The organism is Capnocytophaga periodontitidis, from assembly GCF_016126015.1.
Classification (GTDB): domain Bacteria; phylum Bacteroidota; class Bacteroidia; order Flavobacteriales; family Flavobacteriaceae; genus Capnocytophaga; species Capnocytophaga periodontitidis.
On the sequence record NZ_JAEFDB010000001.1, the window covers coordinates 44779 to 63402 of the forward strand.

At 39.5% G+C, this 18624-nt stretch carries 12 protein-coding genes and 4 tRNA genes; 1 reads left to right on the forward strand and 15 read right to left on the reverse strand.

The annotated features are described in order from the left end of the window. From I7X29_RS00200 to I7X29_RS00255, 12 genes are all read right to left on the reverse strand, one after another. The gene (locus I7X29_RS00200) at positions 1-3036 is read right to left on the reverse strand and encodes a SusC/RagA family TonB-linked outer membrane protein (protein WP_198472397.1); all 3036 of its coding nucleotides are present in this window, start codon (positions 3034-3036) and stop codon (positions 1-3) included. Positions 3037-3658: 622 nt separating this feature from the next. After that, on the reverse strand, positions 3659-4258 hold the full coding sequence (locus I7X29_RS00205) for an aminotransferase class IV (protein ID WP_198472398.1): 600 nt from the start codon (positions 4256-4258) through the stop codon (positions 3659-3661). Further along, positions 4258-5205, reverse strand: a complete 948-nt coding sequence (locus I7X29_RS00210) for an aminodeoxychorismate synthase component I (RefSeq protein WP_198472399.1) — start codon at positions 5203-5205, stop codon at positions 4258-4260. Before I7X29_RS00210 ends, I7X29_RS00205 begins: the two co-directional genes overlap by 1 nt. A gap of 131 nt (positions 5206-5336) precedes the next feature. Next, positions 5337-6323, reverse strand: coding sequence for a hypothetical protein (locus I7X29_RS00215; RefSeq protein WP_198472400.1), 987 nt, complete (start codon positions 6321-6323; stop codon positions 5337-5339). Between the two features lie 13 nt (positions 6324-6336). Then, complete coding sequence (locus tag I7X29_RS00220; protein ID WP_009412306.1) at positions 6337-7620, reverse strand: DUF1735 and LamG domain-containing protein; 1284 nt, start codon at positions 7618-7620, stop codon at positions 6337-6339. A gap of 7 nt (positions 7621-7627) precedes the next feature. Next, a complete protein-coding gene (locus I7X29_RS00225; protein ID WP_198472401.1) occupies positions 7628-8938 on the reverse strand; it encodes a glycoside hydrolase family 18 protein in 1311 nt (436 codons plus the stop codon). Positions 8939-8950: 12 nt separating this feature from the next. Next, positions 8951-10597 (reverse strand): SusD/RagB family nutrient-binding outer membrane lipoprotein, encoded by a 1647-nt coding sequence (locus I7X29_RS00230; RefSeq protein ID WP_198472402.1) that lies wholly within the window; start codon positions 10595-10597, stop codon positions 8951-8953. A 30-nt stretch (positions 10598-10627) separates the two neighbouring features. Continuing rightward, positions 10628-13672 (reverse strand): SusC/RagA family TonB-linked outer membrane protein, encoded by a 3045-nt coding sequence (locus tag I7X29_RS00235; protein WP_198472403.1) that lies wholly within the window; start codon positions 13670-13672, stop codon positions 10628-10630. A 460-nt stretch (positions 13673-14132) separates the two neighbouring features. Beyond that, positions 14133-14216: transfer RNA gene (locus I7X29_RS00240), tRNA-Leu, on the reverse strand. 11 nt (positions 14217-14227) lie between these two features. Then, positions 14228-14300 (reverse strand) — tRNA-Lys (locus I7X29_RS00245). A gap of 37 nt (positions 14301-14337) precedes the next feature. Continuing rightward, positions 14338-14410, reverse strand: a tRNA-Lys gene (locus tag I7X29_RS00250). A gap of 32 nt (positions 14411-14442) precedes the next feature. After that, positions 14443-14515 (reverse strand) — tRNA-Lys (locus tag I7X29_RS00255). 135 nt (positions 14516-14650) lie between these two features. Between I7X29_RS00255 and I7X29_RS00260 the strand changes: the two genes are divergently transcribed. After that, positions 14651-15175, forward strand: coding sequence for a shikimate kinase (locus I7X29_RS00260; protein ID WP_198472404.1), 525 nt, complete (start codon positions 14651-14653; stop codon positions 15173-15175). Here I7X29_RS00260 and I7X29_RS00265 read toward each other — a convergent pair. From I7X29_RS00265 to I7X29_RS00275, 3 genes are read right to left on the reverse strand one after another with little or no spacing between them, the layout of a single operon-like run. Next, entirely contained in the window at positions 15147-15905 is a 759-nt protein-coding gene (locus tag I7X29_RS00265; RefSeq protein WP_198466556.1) for an SH3 domain-containing protein, read from the reverse strand. The two genes, I7X29_RS00260 and I7X29_RS00265, sit on opposite strands and share 29 nt — an antisense overlap. A gap of 12 nt (positions 15906-15917) precedes the next feature. Next, on the reverse strand, positions 15918-17675 hold the full coding sequence (locus I7X29_RS00270) for a BatD family protein (RefSeq protein WP_198472405.1): 1758 nt from the start codon (positions 17673-17675) through the stop codon (positions 15918-15920). Between the two features lie 45 nt (positions 17676-17720). Beyond that, on the reverse strand, positions 17721-18623 hold the full coding sequence (locus tag I7X29_RS00275) for a tetratricopeptide repeat protein (protein ID WP_198472406.1): 903 nt from the start codon (positions 18621-18623) through the stop codon (positions 17721-17723). Position 18624 lies beyond the last annotated feature (1 nt).

Sequence of the window (18624 nt, forward strand, 5' to 3'; positions counted from 1 at the left end):
TTAAAAAGTGAGTTTTAATCCCATATTATACACGCGAGCATTGATAGCAGGAGCATTGGCTTCCAAGCCGTCAATACCTTTGTTGAACAAGGCGTTGCTACTTACCTCAGGGTCGTAAAGAGAATAATTAGTAAGGGTAAAGAGGTTTTGAGCACTGCCGTAAATACGCAAAGAGCGTAAGCCTCCTATCTTTTTGAGCAATGTTTCGGGGAAAGTGTAGCCTATTTGTACGTTTTTAAGGCGCAAATACGAGCCATCTTCTATATAGAATGTACTAGGCAAAGCATTACCCCCATTGTAGTTATCAGTTTTGGCAATAGGTAACTTAGTGTTGCGATTGGTAGGAGTCCAAGAATTTAAGGCATCTACAGGTGCATTACTATTATAGTTGAAGTACAAATCATACTTTTCGGCATTGAAAATTTCATTGCCTGCTACCCCTTGGAAGAAAGCGGTGAAATCCCAATTCTTATAATTTAAATTGAGGTTATAGCCAAAAGTGAAATCAGGAGTAGGGTTCCCGATTACTTGTTTATCGTCTTCTTTTAGCTGCTTAGCCAGCTTAGCAGTGCCGTCTTTGGCTTGGTAAAGAAAATCGCCTTGGTCATTAATTCCTACTACTTTATAGCCCCAGAAAGTACCGATAGGTAAGCCTTCTTTAGTAATGGTAGGACGGTCGTTAAACTTAGCACTCATCAACTCTCCACGAATAGGTTGTACCCCTTCACCTAATGCCAATACTTTATTTTGCATATAAGTGAGATTGGTTTGGAAGTTAAGGGTAAAATCGTCCCATTTCTTTTTAAATTCTAAAGAAAACTCTAACCCTTTGTTTTCAACCGAAGCCGTATTGTAATTGGGTACCGCTCCTTTGTTGATAGTGATGGTTTGTCCTGAAGAAGGTAGTGATTCGAGCGGTGCTAACAAATTGTTGTTGCGCTTGATAAAGTATTCGGCTGTGAAGGTGAGCATATTGTTGAGTACACCTACCTCGATAGCTGCATTGGAGGTAATAGAAGTTTCCCACGTAAGGTCTTGTTGTGCAAAACGAGTAACATAACCATACTGACGGCTACTACCGAAAATAGCTGGTACAGGACCATAAGCCAAATTCAAGAAAGTGTAGGGGTCGATAAAGTTAGCTCCTAATTCACCATAGCTGGCACGCAGTTTTAGTTTGCTAAGCAGTTCGGTATCAAACCAAGGCTCAGAATGGATATTCCAACCCACAGAAGCTGAAGGGAAATAGCCTACACGATGCCCTTTGGCAAATTTAGACGACTCATCACGGCGCAAACTAAGCGATAGCAGGTATTTGTTGTTGTAGTCGTAATTCAAACGACCAAAGAAAGAAAGTAACGCAGTGTTTAGTTGGTTAGATCCTACTACCCCTTCGCCATTATACGTTTTTACGGTAGGGGCTCCTAAATCGTTCACCCCTGAACTGATAGAGTTTTTACGGTAAAAATCACGCATCCAGCTGGTACCTAATAGCACATCGAAATGGTGTTTCTTTTGAAAAGTACGGTTAAAAGTGAGCAGATTATCAATAGTATAATTGAAGTGTTCCGCTCTACCTTCCGATAATGAAGTACGTCCTGTTTGATTGAGTTTAGCATCAGGAGTACCATCAGGATTAAAGAAGGTATTATAAGCAGGAGTGTGTTTATAGGTATTGGTATTTACATAAGTACCTGCTACATTTAGCTTATATTGCAAGCCTTTCATCAGTTTAAAAGCTCCTGATAAACTTCCCGTAGCACTAGTGTTTCGGGTGAAAGCATCTTGTTTATAAATAGCTGCTAAAGGATTAGAAATATTAGTATTGGTGATAGAATAGCCTTTTGAAGCAGCTGTAGAAATATAACGTCCATTTTCATCAGTTACAGGAATAGTAGGCATTTCGAGCGTACGAACACTCGGAGGAGCTACTTTCTTAGTATTGGCAATCGATAGTTTCTCTGTCAAGGAAAATCTACCCTTTTTGAAAGTAGAGTTGATACGTGCATTGTACTTGTCGTATTCCGATTTGATGATAATTCCCTCTTGTCTTACATAACCCAAACTAGTGTTGAAAGTAGAGTTTTCACCTCCCCCCGATACACTCGCATTGAAACTACTCATTGGTGCATTGCGGTAGTACAAATCTTGCCAATCGGTACTGCGATTAGGGTCGGTAGGGTTTACGTTTTGAGGAGCACGGTCGTAAGACGGACTATTGTCAGCTACTTGATTAGCAAAAGTACGCCATTGTTCAGCATTCATCATATTCAGCATTTTAGAAGGCGTTTGGTATGAATAAGAAGCATCTACCTCTACTATGGTTTTACCACTCTTACCATTTTTAGTAGTAACCAACACAACCCCATTGGCAGCACGTGAACCATAGATAGCCGCTGCTGAACCATCTTTAAGTATTTCTATGGATTCGATATCCGAAGGGTTGAGTGCATCAAGTCCATCGGCAATAGCCCCGTCGATTACATAAAGCGGTGCAGTAGCACCAAAAGAGCCTGCTCCACGTACAACAATATTCACCTCGGCACCTGCAATCCCGCCGCGTTGCAAGATTTCTACTCCAGGGGTACGCCCTTGTAGGGCTGAAGCCACATTGGCAGTTACCTGCTTTTGCACCTCTTTAGCTGATACTGAAGATACCGCAGCCGTCATACTCGATTTCTTTTGAGTACCATAGCCTACAATTACCACCTCTTCAAGTTGTTGGTTTTCATCTTTCATTTGCACATTGATAAGCGAACGCCCATTGACAGCAATATTCTGGGTAACCATTCCTATATAGGAAATTTCTAAAGTAGCACCCCGAGGCACATTGTTGAGGGAATAGTTCCCATCCATATCAGTACTCACCCCGTGGGTAGTACCTTTCACTACTACACTTGCGCCCATTAAGGGTTCTTTGTTAGCATCGGTTACTTTTCCTTTAACATCGAGCGTCTGCGCCCACAAAGGAGAAGTAGTTAGACAGAGCAACAAAAGTGTTACCCAATGTCTGATCAAAGTTACTTTACTTTGCATAGTTTTTAAATTTGAAAATTTGAAAATTTGGAAATCAGCAAATAAATCATTGACTAATTTACTAATTGATTAATTGGCTAATTTGCTAATTATTTTTATTGACGGTGCAAAGTAAAAACAAAAAAAAACAAAATTGCAAGTTTTTTATTAAATATTTTTATTAAAATTTTTACTTTAAGAGGGGATTGTTTTATATAATGCTCATAGTCAAGTATATAAATTAAATGTATTTATTTTATTTACTTGTGTTATTTTTACGATTTTTGTTTTTTAACAGTTAAAAATGGCGTTTTTTAGTCTTCAAGAGGTAGTAAAACGAAAAGAAAAAGCAATATATAAGGAATGGATTTATTTTTTATAGGAGGTGTATTATAAAATATTTTTAATAAATGAGAGGGGTAGCCCCCGTTCCCCCGAAGGGGGACAATCCGGAAAAGTGATTGTAAATCAGTTGGAGGGGTATCCAAAAAGTTTTTGTGTGCAGGCGTTTGCAGCACATACCCAGCTGTGAGCACTCGCTGGCTTTCCCGAAGGGGGACAATCCGGAAAAGTGAGTATTTATGAGAAAGATTGTTCTAATGAGAAATATGGGCTTAACCTCATTTGCTAATTTTCAAATTTGCTAATTTACTAATTTACTCATTGGCAAATTAAACTCTCCCATATCGAGCATCGCATTGATGAAACCTATTTGTTCAAAGTTTTGAATATCGGTGTAGTGTATAGAGGCTTCGGTAATTTTACCTTCGTTGAGGAGTCGCTGGCGGCAGGTACCATTGAGAAGAAAAGTGGAAGGTGTAAGCCATTGTTTGCCGTCGAAAAAGATAATGTTAGCATAGCTACTATCGGTAACTTTGCCGTTTTTGAGAAAAATCACCTCATCGGCACCAGAAGTTTGTTTTAAGATGTTGAGAAATTCTCGGTTTAAAAATTTATAAGAATAATCGTATTCATCGGTGTTTACACATTTGATAGTGTTGATAGGTTTGATGTGATAAGGGTGTATTTCTACAATAGAGTTCTCCTTGCTATACACAATACGAATTTTGTACTTTCCGATTGCTGGTAAGGCAATTTTGCTGATGATCTCCTGCAGTGAAAGTACCTTTTCACTTGGGAAGAAATGTGAAAAGGTACGGCAAACACGCTCTTGGTGATATGCTAAATGACAAATATCACCATTGAGGAGTTTTATTGATTCTATAAATTGTTGGTTTTCCATTAAATAGGGATATATATTTTTTCAATAATCTCATTGTATTCGTTTTGCGGTTGGCTTTGTGCGGTAATGCCTGCACCACTTTTGTAGTAATACTTATCGCCAATATGTTCGATAAAGCGTATAAGCACACAACTATCTACCGTATTACCATCGAAAACGCCTGCAATGCCTGTGTAATAACCGCGCTCATAATTTTCGGCTTCGGCGATGACCTCAACCGATTTTTCTTTAGGTGCGCCCGCAATAGAACCCGCAGGGAGCAATGTCGCCAACAAATCACCTAAGTGTGCTTGCCAACCGTTGGTCAGTTCACCCACGATTTCAGAACTTGTTTGCAAAAGATCGCCCGTAGATTTTTTAATCACATCTACATATCTGAAGCGAGTGGTATGCACATTGGTAGCTACTTTTTGCAAATCGTCGGACAATAGGCGTACTACCTTGTGATGTTCATCGATTTCCTTTTCGTTGTTGAGCAGTGTCGCCTCGGCATCGGGGATTGTTGCGCTAATAGTCCCCTTCATAGGGTAGGTTTTTATCAGGTTATTTTCTATTTTTACGAATATTTCGGGCGAAAAGCATACCCACTCATCTTTGTACAGCAATTTGTACTTAGCAGAGGCGTTGTGATATACCTCTTTGAAAGAAACGGCTGAAATTTCGGTAGCAAAAGTGAGGTTTACAAGCTCGGTATCGCCGTTTTTAAGGTGAGAATGTACCTTATCAAAAGCTTTTTGAAAGTCGGGATAAGGGATAGGATATTTTTCTATAGGAATAGGCGTTGCATTATTTTTTTTCTCTTCAGCAAAAGAGAAAGCAATATCATTAGGAAGCTGGGAGAGAGGGAATACCCTTCCGTTTTCGCCTTTATAGTCGATGATAAATAGACAGGGAGTGCGGTGCAATCCGCAGTTGTTGAGATGATTTTTCCAGTGGGTAGTGTTCATTAGTTTTTTTTGATTTCAATTATCAAGGCGCAAAAGTAGTAAAAAATATAGTACAAAAAAACTTTGCCAAAAACCATAGCGCGAGGCATTGAGGTATTTGACAAAGTTTTAAGAACCAAACCTATTTTTGTTTAAAAGAACTGAACTCTATAGATATCGATATATCTATCGTTATGTTTTTTGAAATTGGTAAATTTAATTTTCTTTACCTTGATAGGTTTTTTGAACTTCAAGTATATTTTTTGCTTGTAGCTACTACGTGTGTAAGAGCCTTGAGGGTAATAAGTAGTACCATCGGGAGAGGCTGAAATATCTACCCCTTCAAGAGTTTTTGTGTCACTCCAAGGCTGAGAAATCACTATACCATTCACTTCAGTTTCATCAGTAAAATTGGCAATGAGATAAATGCTATTATCTTCACCATCTACCCACCAATTGCTATAGCTATTTTTGAGTTTGCTCAAATGGTTTTCAGCGTAATTAGACTCAAATTCATAATCATCATCGTTGATGGTTGGAGAAGAAGTGTTTTCTATTTCCTGTAGGTTGTTGCCATCTTTAGGGAAGCTATCTTCTACAAAAGAAATTTTGATGCGATAAGCACCATCGTCGGTAGCGGTTTCAACAGCAAGGTCTTGAGGTGTTTTACTCGCTATTTTCATACGAAAGCGGAGGGTGTACTCTTTGGTGATATCGATTTCTTTAAGTGCCTCAGGTTTGAGGGTTACCTTAAATTGTTCACCGGCGTTAGCTGATGAGATTTCAGCTTTTTCAACAGTGTAAGCTCCATCGGGCAGACTTCTTTCGTACCCTACTTGTTCTTTTTCAATTTTTAGGGTTACCGATTCGCCTGTAGCCAATACACGTTGTAAGTACTTAGGCGCAAAGCTGAAAGAGGTGTCCTCAATGAGTTTGGTATTGGGGTCTCTAAATACTTTTTCACTTATTTCACTGGGTGAGAAAGATACGATAGTTTTAGAGAGGTCTACCGGAGGGTTAGAAACTACGGGAGGTGTAGGCGTAGGTTCTTTAAGGATGTCTAACTCCTTAGAGTCGCGAGTACAAGCTACAGATAAAGCAGCAGCAGTAAGTACTCCTAATAGATATATTTTTTTCATTGTTTTTACTTTTTTAGAATTCAACTTCGGTGTTATAATCTACAGTAGGGAGTTTTACTTCACCATTAATAGTGTGGATATACCATTTTTCAGGTAGTTTTTTATTAGGATTGGTAGAAGCATTTTTCACTACTTTTTGTCCGTTTTCCTCAACATAAGGGTCTTCGTTATACGGTATGTACAATTCCAAGCCATCGGAATCGGGTTTTACAAAATTTTGGGTAGCGGCTACTTGTCCTTGAGTAAGCGCTTTGCTCCAAAGGCGCATTTCGCGTACATAAGCATCGAGGTTACCATTACCAAAGCATAGTATTGGGAAATCGTTGATTTTAGCAGGGGCAGCAGAATCGAACATCAATTCGCCGTTCACGTACATTTTCAAATAGGCGCGACCTTCTAATTCTTCATAAGTTACTGCCACGTGATACCATTTATCGGCAGAAGGATGCCCCGTTACTTCTTGGAATTTGAAGTTTTTACCTTTATCGGTATTGAAGCCTAATTTGAGACCGCCATTCATAAACAAGAATGAACCCCCATAGAGCACGTTGTAAAGGGCAGAATCGGAAGAGGCACGCCCATTAGGGTACATCAAACCAGCGTTGCGAGACGCGTTGATAGGTGCTATAGAGTACTGCATTGTCCAAGCAGTGAGTTTCACATCGTTAGCATAAGTTTTACCACTCTCTTGTTTTCCTGTATTTTGTCCATAGATAGCGTGGAAAGCTTTATTTCTGAGGTGAGCTACTTTAGTTTTAAAGGAACGGGAGAGCAAGAACAAGGCATTTTTGCGGTTGTTTTGCACGATTACAGTACCATTCATAGGGGTGAGTTTCAAGGCAACGGCGTAGTTATTCGCTCCAGAGAGTTTTTGACCATTGGCATCGACTAAAGCACCGATGTTGAATTGGAGTTTTCCAGCAGATACTTGTTGTCCTTTAGGTACACGTACTACGAGTGTGGTGGCGGTTTTGGTAACCCCTTGGTCGGTATAGCTCATTGCTAAGGTGTTAGCAGGCACCAAGTCGTAATCCACTTTATTTGCTTGATTATAAGCTGTTATAGCACTCTTATCCAAGCTCACTTGATAGTAAGTATCTTCAGCGATGGGGTTAGCCAATCGCACTTTCACTTCGGTAGGGGCACTGGAGCCACTATCGTCTTTCACTTTGATAGTAGTCACCGCAGCGTTATCAAAAAGTACTACCTTTTGAGGGGTGATACCATCGGTATTAGGCAGTTTTTCACAAGCACTCCAAACAAGGGCAGCGAGTGAGAGTATACAAATCTTTTTCATAGGTCAATTATTTAGGTTTACGAATTGTCAATTCTTCTTTAAAATTCTTGTATTCATCGGTACTACGAGGGTCGATAATACGAGTTGCTTCACGCATCCAAGCGTAGTGTTTGTACTTTCTACCTTCTATTTTTTTCTCTTGCAAATAGCTTTTAAAAGCGACATCTTCAGCTGAAGTAGAGAAGTCTATTTCGCCGTGATAAGAGCCTACTCCGCCTACTCTTTTTTGTTTAGCGGCTTCGGCTTTCACTATGATAGATTTGAACTGACCTTTTTCAAACTCTGAGGTAGAAACGCTTTTATGCTTGTTAGAGGTAAAAGGGTTACCTACACGATTATATCCATAGTCTTGCATAATGTATTTGCTGATATAACTATCGTTTAAACCAAAATCGAGTTGGCTTTCACCATCATACAAGAGGTAATACTTTTTCTCTACATAATTGCCTTTCTCAAAGAAAGGTTTATAGGCACGGATGTACTCTTTTTCTTTTTCGTGGTAGCCTGAATGGTTTTCATCGAAAAGGTCGCGGAGGTACTGTTTGCGTTGGTCGCCTGAATATTTATCACCAAAGTATTTACCAATTTCGGCGATAAAGGTATTCATATTTTTGTTATAACCATTTACAGAAGTACCAGAAGCAAACTCGTTGTAGCCGTGACCGTGGTTACCGATGTTAGGTTCCCAGTCGATATCAAAACCATCAAAACCGCAAGCGATGATGTAGCGCGCTAAGTCACGAGCGTAGATTTGGCAGCGGAATGTTTCGTTATCGGGAGTTTTTTCTTCGCCGTATTTTTGACGAAAACGAGCAAAACCATTTTCTTTACCTTCACTTGGCAAACCGAGCCCCACGTTTGACACTTGCCAGCAGAGGAACACTTTACTTCCTTTTTTGTGAAAAATATCTAAGTCGTATTTTTCGTTTTCGGTCATATCGGCAGGTTGTTTGCCATAACCCCCCCAAAGAGAGATAGCGGTGGTAGTATCGGGGATGGATTGCAACCAAGAGCGGTCGAGCCCATCGACGGCGCGCCAGCCTGTCCACCACATATAGATAAACGGTTTTTCACCTTGGTTAGCCCACGCTTTTTGTTTGTACTCGGTGAGCATTTGGTAATAAGCATCCCATTTTTTTTGGGCTTCAGCTTCGGCTTTAGCTTTAGCTTCAGCCTCGCGTTGTTGTTCTTGTTTAGCACGCTCGGTGAGCTGCTGTTTATAGTCTTTTTCTACGTCTAAAGGTTCTGTTTTCACGCAGTTTGCCATTAACAGACTTAGAGCCCACAGACTAAGATATTTAACTGTTCTGTTTTTCATAGTTTTTAATTTTTATCGTGTATTAGGGTTTACATCCCACCAGAGGTGAGTATTACAATCGTCTACAGCGCCAGGGCCTAAAAGTTGTACACCACGGAGTACATTTTCACGGTTTTCACCTGTGTATTCCGATTGAGGATAGATAGCACGGCGGACACCTTTGGTACGACCATCGGTAGATTTGATAGTGTTACCGTGGATAGCATCGGCATTATAGGCTACAGGGTTGATTTGGCGAGGGTAACCTGTACGACGCCATTCAGTCCAAGCCTCGTGACCATCGGGGAAAATAGCTAAATACTTTTGAGTAATGATTTTCTCTAATTTATCCTCGTTTGTAGCTGCAGCGGCATAAGATACTGTTATTTCAGAAGGTGCACCTTGATTGTTGGCAGCATTGAGAGGATCGACATAAGGAGCAGGTTTATTGGTGTTGTTGCTTGCATAAGAATTAGCACTTACCCCATTTTCTCTAAAACTCATTGCAATACCTTCCTCATAAAGAGTTTGGTCGGTTTTAGCATCGGTAGTAAGACCGAAGAGTTTGGCTTCAGCTCTTAAGAAATAGACTTCAGAAGTTTTCATCACATAAGTAGGAGAATCCTCTTTGATATTAGGGTAGCCAAAGCCTAAATAGTTTTTATCACCTGCAAAACCTGAGCGTATACCTTGTAATTCTGTTTGATTGGTATAACCATCGGGGCGTTCGGTAGGGTTGAGCTTGAAGTAAGCGTTCATACGAGGGTCTTGATAGCCTTTGAGGTATGACCAGATAGTTGCTCCCATACGGGTATCTTGGTAGTTATTAGCAATCATTTCTAAGCTGTTGAGGATGATGAGGCGCTCGTTAGTTTGGAGTTTAGCCATATCGCTCATATCTTCCATCACACCGCCATTGAGAGCTTTTTGAGCTTCTTCTTTAGCTTTGGCAAATGCCACATAGCGGATGCGCACTGCCATACGCAAGCGAATAGAGTTTGCAAATTTAATCCATTTGTTCAAATCACCTGCATAGAAAAAGTCGTTTTTACGGATGCTTTCAGGAAGGCTGTAATTGCTTTTGTACTCGTTGAGATAAGTTACTGCTTCATCCAATTCTTTGAAGAGCTGGGTATAAATCTCTTCTACAGAATCGTAAGGTACTTTGGTAAGCCCTTTACCTTGGTTAGAATATGGTAGAGGTCCAAACATATCGGTAGCACGCAATACCCCTAAAGCTTTGCAAATCATTACCATTTGGTAGATTGCTTTGTAAGTAATATCGTTAGGGTCGGCGAGAATGGTATTGGTTCTCACGTCACGCCAAGAGGAGATGATAGTGCTGAACATACCTGAATAGTTGTTGTTCATCCACCATTCAGCCATATAGCCTGTAATCATTGTTTTTTGGTTATTCCACTTATTAATAGGAGGGTTCATATAGCCTACATAACTATCGCCCATCATATTGATAGAGGTTTGGTAGAGGTTGGTACCATTCACCGCACGGGTAGGGATGATTTGGTTTTGAATCGTTCCCAAATACCCTGCTATGTTAATCCCATCGCGTTCTGCTATTTTTTTAGTAGGATTGGTAGGATTGGTATTGATGTCCTGAAAATCCTTAGTACAAGCGAAGGTAAGGAAGGACAACATACTGATATATAGTAATTTTTTCATTGGTTTACATTTTTAAAATAAACGTTTTTATTATAAAGAGGCTTTGATAGCGATACCTAAACTGCGGAGAGAAGGCATTCTAAAAAAGTCGGCACCAGTGCCATAGCTTTTAGTATTGGCAGTTGATTCGGGGTCGAAAGGCGCTTTGAGGTACAACATAGCTAAGTTATAACCAGTAACTGACATACTGAGTGATTTGAGCCATTTCATACTATTCATTTCGGCTAAAGGCAAACGATAGGTAAGTGATAACTCTTGTATGCGCACATTAGTAGCATCATAGCTATAGTAAGCAGGCAAACTTACCCCACCATTAGCAATGGTTTCATAGTATTTGCGAGCGTCGTACAACACACCGTCAATCATTACGCCTCCACGGTCACGCGCATCGGCGGTAGCTTTAGAAACACCATACTGGTCAAGCCACGCTTGGGTGCGTGATTGCACGATACCACCAAAACGACCATATATCATTACATCGAGTGATAGATTTTTATAGAAAGTGAAGCTGTTGCGCCATCCCATAGTGAAGTCGGGGGCGGTATTACCGATAAGGTATTCGCGAGTGTTATCAATTTCGTAAGTACCTTTGCCAGAATCTACTAATTTGCCATCGGCACCACGTTTAAGGAGTTTATCGGTAATCACATCGGTCATAGAACCACCTTCGCGAATGCTGCCCACTTTGGTAATATCAAAATAAGTACCATTGATAGGGTTGCGGTAATGATGAGCTAATTCCTTTACGAGGTTGATGTTGCGTGTATAGGTTACATTGCTGCTCCAAGCAAAGTTGCCAAAAGTTTTGTTGAAACCTAATCCCGCTTCAATCCCTTTGTTTTCTATATTACCTGCTTGTAACCACAAACGTTTGTAACCACTGGATTCAGGTAAATCATAAGAAAGCAATTGGTTGTAAGTATTCGATTTGTAAACTGTAACATCAAGGTTTAAAGCGTTTTTAAACAATTTAGCATTCAAGCCCGCTTCGTAAGATTTAGTGCGTTCAGCGGTAAAATCGGGGAAAGGATAATCGGGGTCAGAACTGATACCAGTACCACTAAAACCAAAGGTACGTGTACCAGGGGTAAAGCCTTCACGAGAGATAGGTGAGCCCACCTCGGTATATGAAGCACGCACTTTGAGATAAGGTAACCATTCGGGCATTTTTACAAATTCGGAAACAACCCCTGAAAGCCCTACCGATGGATAGAAAATCGCTTCATCGTTCGTATTTACAAGTTGAGACGCCCAGTCGGTACGCCCTGTAAGGGTAAGGAACAATCGGCTTTTCCAGCCTAATTCGGCACTACCAAATACAGCTATATTGCGGGTATGGCTATGTGTTTGCACTTTACCTCCACGAGGGTCGAGGTTGCTCACAGCGAAGAAATTGGAGATATTGTGCAAATTACCTCTAAAACCAGCTTCTTTATGCAAGTTGTCGTCGTAAGAAGCTCCGAGGTTGGCAGAGATATTAAACATTTTGCGTTCATTACCATCGGCATCTTGATATTTACCAAAATCTTTGTTGATATTAGCCATCACATCGGCATAGGTTTGATTGATTGTTTTGAGCGTATAACGCCATTCGCCATAGTAACCTACCCCTGTACTTTGGTCGGATGTAGCATAAGCACGCATTTCGCCCTCTCCTTGAGTGTTATCAATACGCACACGACCACTGATATTGAGCCAGCTAAGAGCATCATAAGTAAGAGAAGCAGAGTACATATTGCGTTTTCTCTTTTCTAAGAACTGCTGACGGTAGATATTCCAATAAGGATTTTCTTTTATGACCCCATTGGCAACATTACCTACATAAGGATAGTATTGTTCGTTGATTTTGCGTGAAGGATTCCAGCGTTCCCACGCTTTGAGCTCTTCAAAATTATCACCGCGAGGGAAGAGGTACAAAGAAGTGAGCGGGTTGAATACCCCTCCTTGAGAGTACATATTTTGGTTACCTTGCAAGATATAACTCGCTGAAAAATCTAAATGTAGTTTGTTGTTTAGGAAATGAGTAGTATTACGCCCCATAAAGTTGTGACGGTAGTAACCATTGGTAGGGATAATCCCTTTAGAATCGGTAGAAGCAAAAGATACATAGGTTTGGTTTTGAGCAGAACCTATAGAAAAATCTACCGCGTTGTTGTGTACTACCCCTGTATGGAAGAATTTGAGAGGGTCGTAAGTAGAAGGAGTTGCGAGTTTAGCGCCCCAGCTGGTTTCACCACTACTGCCATAAGTATTTTGAAATTCGGGAGTAATAAAAGGAGTAAGCACTTCCACTTTAGAGTTGAAGTTTACGGAAACTTTGCCTTCTTTACCTTTTTTAGTGTTGATAATCACCACCCCATTGGCAGCTGCTGCACCATATAAGGCAGCAGCTGAAGGGCCTGTTAAGATATTGATACTCTCGATATCTTCGGGGTTAAAGTCTGAGATACTTTCACCACCTCCAGGAGTACCGAAATCTCCGCCATCGGAAGCAGAAGAAGCATTGTTGAGCGGAATACCATCTACCACATAAAGGGCATTGTTGCTACCTGTGATAGATTTAGCACCACGCATAATCACCTTGGTAGCCCCTCCGACCCCAGAAGCACTGCGCTGAATGTTCACCCCAGCAACTTTACCATTGAGGTTGTTCACGAAGTTTGCGTCCTTCACTTTGGTAAGCTCTTCAGCTTTCACTTGTTGCACGTTGTAGCTCAAGGCTTTTTGTTCGCGCTTGATACCCAAAGCCGTTACTACAACTTCGGTGAGCTGTTGCGTTTCATCTTTTAACAGTACATTGATAACAAGGTTGTTACCATTGCCTACTACTTTTTTAGTTTGGGTAACATAACCTATAGAACTAAATTCAATTGTTTCGTTAGCTTTAGCGCGAAGCGTATACTTCCCGTCAAAATCTGTTGAAACACCACGCGTAGTACCTTTAATAACTACGTTCACCCCTGGTAAAGGAGTTTTACTTTCATCAGTAACGACACCCGTTACAGTTTTCTCCTGTGCCCATAGCAAGCTGCCACAACACACAAAGATAAATAACATTAATATTTTTACCTTCATATATAATATAATTAAAATTATTATTACGAGGCAAAGTTAAGAATATTTTAACAATTGACAAGGATTTTAACTTATTTTTTTATTACGAATTAGATATTTTATCTTTTGTTTGATAATATGTAGCTGAAAATCAGCATAAAAACATAATTATTTAGAAAGATAATTTTTTTGTAATCTTTGGCGATATAAAATAAAATATTTATGCAATCATTGGCTATGTTAATAAAATATTTTTATGAATGAGGTTTTGTAGTTAAATTTGAGAAGGCGTATAAAAAGTTTTTTGAGAAGGGGAGGGGAGAGGTGAGATTTTTTGAAGAGAAAGTTTGTGTAGCAGTTTCATAAAATAGGAAATAAATACATATATTTAAACTTTAATAAAGAAAAGAGAAGCAATAAAAAAGAGACTATTCAAAATGTTGAATAGTCTCTTTTTATATATAAATCCTTATCCCCAAAGTGCCTACGACTGGATTCGAACCAGCACGCCCTAACGAGCACCACCCCCTCAAGATGGCGAGTCTACCAATTTCTCCACGTAGGCTAACGTGTTTGTGACCTGGCTGGGGCTCGAACCCAGGACCCCAACATTAAAAGTGTTGTGCTCTACCAACTGAGCTACCAAGTCCCTTAAAAAAATAAAAAAACAAATTGTATAACCCTTGTGACCTGGCTGGGGCTCGAACCCAGGACCCCAACATTAAAAGTGTTGTGCTCTACCAACTGAGCTACCAAGTCCTATAAAAAATAACAATAATTGTATAACCCTGTGACCCGGCAGGGGATCGAACCCTGGACCCCAACATTAAGAGTGTCGTGCTCTACCAGCTGAGCTACCGAGTCATTATGACAATCAGTATTTTCTTGTTTGCGGGTGCAAAGATATAACATTTTTATTACGTAGCAAGAAAAAAAGTATTATTTTTGCATTTTATTTTAAAAGTATTTTTCAACCCCTTACTATCCAATAGATTACAAATGAAAATAATTTTACTCGGTTATATGGGAAGTGGTAAATCTACCCTTGGGAAAGCCTTAGCTGCTGCTAAAAATGTACCTTTTGTAGACCTTGATGTTTATATAGCTACCGCCGAAAAAATGAGTGTACAAGATATTTTTGCTACCAAAGGAGAGATATATTTCCGCAAAAAAGAAACCTTCTATTTGCAAGAAATCCTGCAAAGAGAAGGTGATTGTATACTTTCATTAGGGGGAGGTACCCCCTGTTTTGGCAATAATATGGAATTGATAAAAGCTGAAGGAAATGTTTCTATTTACCTGAAATATCTTCCTAAAAGCTTGGCTAAACGCTTAGCTGAATCCACTTTCCGTCCCTTACTAAAGGAACTAAAAAAGGAGGATTTAGAAGATTTTATCCGCAAACATCTCTTTGAGCGCAATACTTTCTATACACAAGCTACACATAGCCTCGCGATGGACGGACTAACTAAAGAGGAAAGTTTGCAGCAAATACTTACAATACTTTCAAACTACTCACTTTAGTCCAGCCAGTTTTTCCATTGGCTAAACGTATTTTTACCCAATCGTTTGTTTTTTCAGTAATTTCAACTTTGGTGCCTTCGTGTAGTTGTAACACTTCACTGCTATAGGCATTAGCTTCTGAAAATACCCTTACGGTTTTATTAAACAATATAGCATACTTTTCACCATCTACTTGTTTTTTGTGAAAGTTAGCAATAAAATAAGTGCCCACAGCTATCGCTACTGATATGAACATCAGGGTGAAAAAGAGTCGTTTGAGAGAAGTCTGTTCTAAAAAATAGTAACAGAAAAAACTCAACACAAATGCGATGACACCTATAATAGAGAGTACAGCCCACGTTTGCAAGCTAAACAAACCTGTAACGGCATCAGAGAATTGGCGCAACCACGTTTTGGGAAGCGGAACAATAGCGTCTACTTTCATTTGGTTTGCCAATAGAAGTCCGTCCTTAGCCTGCTGATTATCGGGGTTGAGCTGGAGGGCTTTCTCGTAATAATAAATGCTCTCAGGTACGTGATTTAATTTGTAGTGAGCACTTGCTAAATTGTAGTACAAGGCAGACGATTCTTTCCCGTGAGCCAATATAGTTTTATATTGCTCAATAGCTTCAGTGTATTGACCTTGTTGATAGAGCTGAGCAGCTTTTTCAAACAGATTGATATTGTTATCTTGAGAAAAAAGTTGCACAGAAACTAATAGAAGGATATAGATAAAAATATTGTTTTTCATTTTGTTTAGCGATTACTTATTTTTCACTTGTTTGTCGAGTGCTGAAATCACTTCTACAGCATCTCCAAAATCTTTTTCCATAGAGGCATCGGTGTGGTGTTGTGAGTATCGTGCCATTTCACAATTAGCGAGTAATGCCATAAATTGTGTTACAGTAGCTTCACTAGCCTTTTGGTTGAGCAATAATTCAGTAATTTTATCCTTGCTCATCTCGGCAGTTTCAATCTTCAATTTAGCTTTTAAATAGTTGTGTAAAGCGCGCTCTAAGGCTTCGTAGAACGTACCTTTATCACCTAATTTGCGTTTGGCTTCTCCTAAATATTTCTTTGCTAATCTGTTAGCTGCCCTCACTTTATTTCCTTCTATATCACTTGCTCTTTGCATTTTGATATGCCACCAAATAAGAGCTATCGGGATGAGCAATAATGGCAAGAGTAACCACAAATAGTAGCTGGTAGAACCGAAGAATACAGATGTATGTATATCTTGGAGGTCGGCATTCATTTGCAAGCCGCCTAAAGTTTTAGGAGCGGTAGTTAGTTCGTTGGCTGTAGTGTCACTATTTGGGGTAGGACCTTCAGTTACGTCTATCCATAAATCGTTTGTTTTTACAGTTTCATACTTTTGTGTTTTAGGGTTAAAGTACGAAAAAGAGAGTCCAGAGATAGGATATTTACCTTTGTACTCAGGTACAATAGTGTAGGTTTGTTCTAATCGACCTTTCATCCCACTATTAAGTGAAGGGAGTACATCGTCTTTTTGTTCAGGTGCGTACACTTCTAATGATGATGGAAAATTAGGCTTAGGCAAATCAAATAATTTGAAGTTTCCGTTACCTGATATTTCTATTTTCAACTGGGTACTTTCATTAGCTTTGAGGGTAGGTTGGGTAAGGTTTACTGCAAATGAAAAATCACCTACAGCCCCAGAGAAGTTATCTGGTTTACCTTGCTCAGGCAATGGTTTTACATTGATTACTGCACTACCTGAAGAAACTTTTCGCTCCATACTTTCGTATACAAGACCGCCAAAGAAATCGCGTTGCCCTGTAGGTGCAGTGAGTAATACGTTCAAATTCAAGGGTTCTAAGGTGATGCTACCTGTTTTTTGAGGGTAGAGTATCATTCTGCGTCTCATCACAACAGTACGATACACCTGACCTTTATAGGTGCGTTCTTCTACTTGGTAGTCGTTCGCTCTAATCTCTTGAGTCCAGAATTCAGGGTATTTAGGAGTGTTCAATTCTTGGAAGTTATTCACCGCAATACCTCTACCTACGTACAAGCGATAAGTAACAATTACTGCCTCATTTAGGTAAGGATTAGGGTTGGATATTTCGGTTAAGAGGAATAAGCCTTCACGAGCATAATCATTGCTATTCTTCTCCATTGTAGGAGTTTTTACAGCATCGGTAACAGTAATAGTAATAGGATTAGTGCGGTAAGTCCTACCGTCAATCTCTATACTTGCTTGCCCGATAGTAAAGTTACCTTTGTTTTTAGGTTCTAAGATATAGACATAGGTTTTGGAGAAACTGCTTACTCCATTAATCCACGATTTAGAAATTGATTGAGAGGGACCCATTACCACTGTAAATCCGTGAAAATTAGGTGGGGTGAAGTTATCTCCGTCTTTATTCATAGAGAACTCTATACGCAAGCGTTCGTTAGCTCCTAATTGATTTTTACTCACTTCGGCTTTAAACTCTACTTGTTGTGCATAGAGACTTTGGATTAAGAAAGTTATAAAAAATATAATCTTGTATTTCATTTTTTATTATTATTTGTTAAAAAGGTGAATTGTTATTCACTTCTATTACCAATCTTTTTCAGATTTAGCGCGTTGTCCTTTTACTTTTTGAGCATTGATTTTCTCTTGAGTTTTGCGCTCTTCGTTGTTCATAGCTTCTAAAATGCGCTCCATTTGTTGTGGAGAAAGAGATGAAGGACGCTGTTGTCTACCTTGCCCTTGTCCGTTTTGGTCTTTATCTTGTTGATTGTTTTGATTAGGGTCTTTTTGATCGTTACCCTTATCCTTATTTTTATCTTGCTTGTTATCGCCTTGATCTTTGTTGTCCTTATTATCTTGGTTGTTCTGGTTATTTTTATTGTTTTGGTTTTGGTTATTCTGGTTTTGGTTATTCTGGTTTTGTTGATTTTGCTGGTTGTTTTGGTTTTGTTGATTTTGCTGATTGTTCTGATTTTGTTGGTTATTTTTATCTTTATTATTCTTGTTGTCTTGTGGAGGTGGAGGATTTTGTTTGAGCATTTCTTTGGCTACAGCTAAATTATAACGAGTTTCTTCGTCTTTAGGGTTATGGCGAAGAGATTCTTTATAAGTAAGAACAGCCTTTTCGTATTCTTTTTTCTTCATAAAGGCATTGCCCAAATTGTGGAACGCCCTGTGTTTTTCATCTTCACTAATCTTATCGGAAGCAGAAGCGTTTTTGAGTCGGGAGAAAGCCTCGTCATAACTTTTTTGTTGGTAATACATAGTGCCGAGGTTATATTGGGCAGTAGCATTGTTTTTATCTTCGGCTATTGCTTTGCGATATTCCACTTCGGCTTGTATAGGTTTATCACTTTTGAGAGCAGTATTGCCTTCATAAGTGTATTTTTTAGAGTTAGCCATTGCTTTTAGAGCTTCTTTTTCTGCTTTGTTTTGAGCAAAAGCAGAGAGAGAGAGTAAGGATAATGATATGTATAGAATGTTTTTCATT

Excerpts from the sequence above, each read along its gene's own strand:
- I7X29_RS00210 (WP_198472399.1), bottom strand. The coding sequence starts at position 5,205 with ATGAACACTACCCACTGGAAAAATCATCTCAACAACTGCGGATTGCAC.
- I7X29_RS00270 (WP_198472405.1), bottom strand. The coding sequence starts at position 17,675 with ATGAAATACAAGATTATATTTTTTATAACTTTCTTAATCCAAAGTCTC.
- I7X29_RS00230 (WP_198472402.1), bottom strand. The coding sequence starts at position 10,597 with ATGAAAAAATTACTATATATCAGTATGTTGTCCTTCCTTACCTTCGCT.
- I7X29_RS00225 (WP_198472401.1), bottom strand. The coding sequence starts at position 8,938 with ATGAAAAACAGAACAGTTAAATATCTTAGTCTGTGGGCTCTAAGTCTG.
- I7X29_RS00275 (WP_198472406.1), bottom strand. The coding sequence starts at position 18,623 with ATGAAAAACATTCTATACATATCATTATCCTTACTCTCTCTCTCTGCT.
- I7X29_RS00235 (WP_198472403.1), bottom strand. The coding sequence starts at position 13,672 with ATGAAGGTAAAAATATTAATGTTATTTATCTTTGTGTGTTGTGGCAGC.
- I7X29_RS00260 (WP_198472404.1), top strand. The coding sequence starts at position 14,651 with ATGAAAATAATTTTACTCGGTTATATGGGAAGTGGTAAATCTACCCTT.
- I7X29_RS00205 (WP_198472398.1), bottom strand. The coding sequence starts at position 4,258 with ATGGAAAACCAACAATTTATAGAATCAATAAAACTCCTCAATGGTGAT.
- I7X29_RS00265 (WP_198466556.1), bottom strand. The coding sequence starts at position 15,905 with ATGAAAAACAATATTTTTATCTATATCCTTCTATTAGTTTCTGTGCAA.
- I7X29_RS00220 (WP_009412306.1), bottom strand. The coding sequence starts at position 7,620 with ATGAAAAAGATTTGTATACTCTCACTCGCTGCCCTTGTTTGGAGTGCT.
- I7X29_RS00200 (WP_198472397.1), bottom strand. The coding sequence starts at position 3,036 with ATGCAAAGTAAAGTAACTTTGATCAGACATTGGGTAACACTTTTGTTG.
- I7X29_RS00215 (WP_198472400.1), bottom strand. The coding sequence starts at position 6,323 with ATGAAAAAAATATATCTATTAGGAGTACTTACTGCTGCTGCTTTATCT.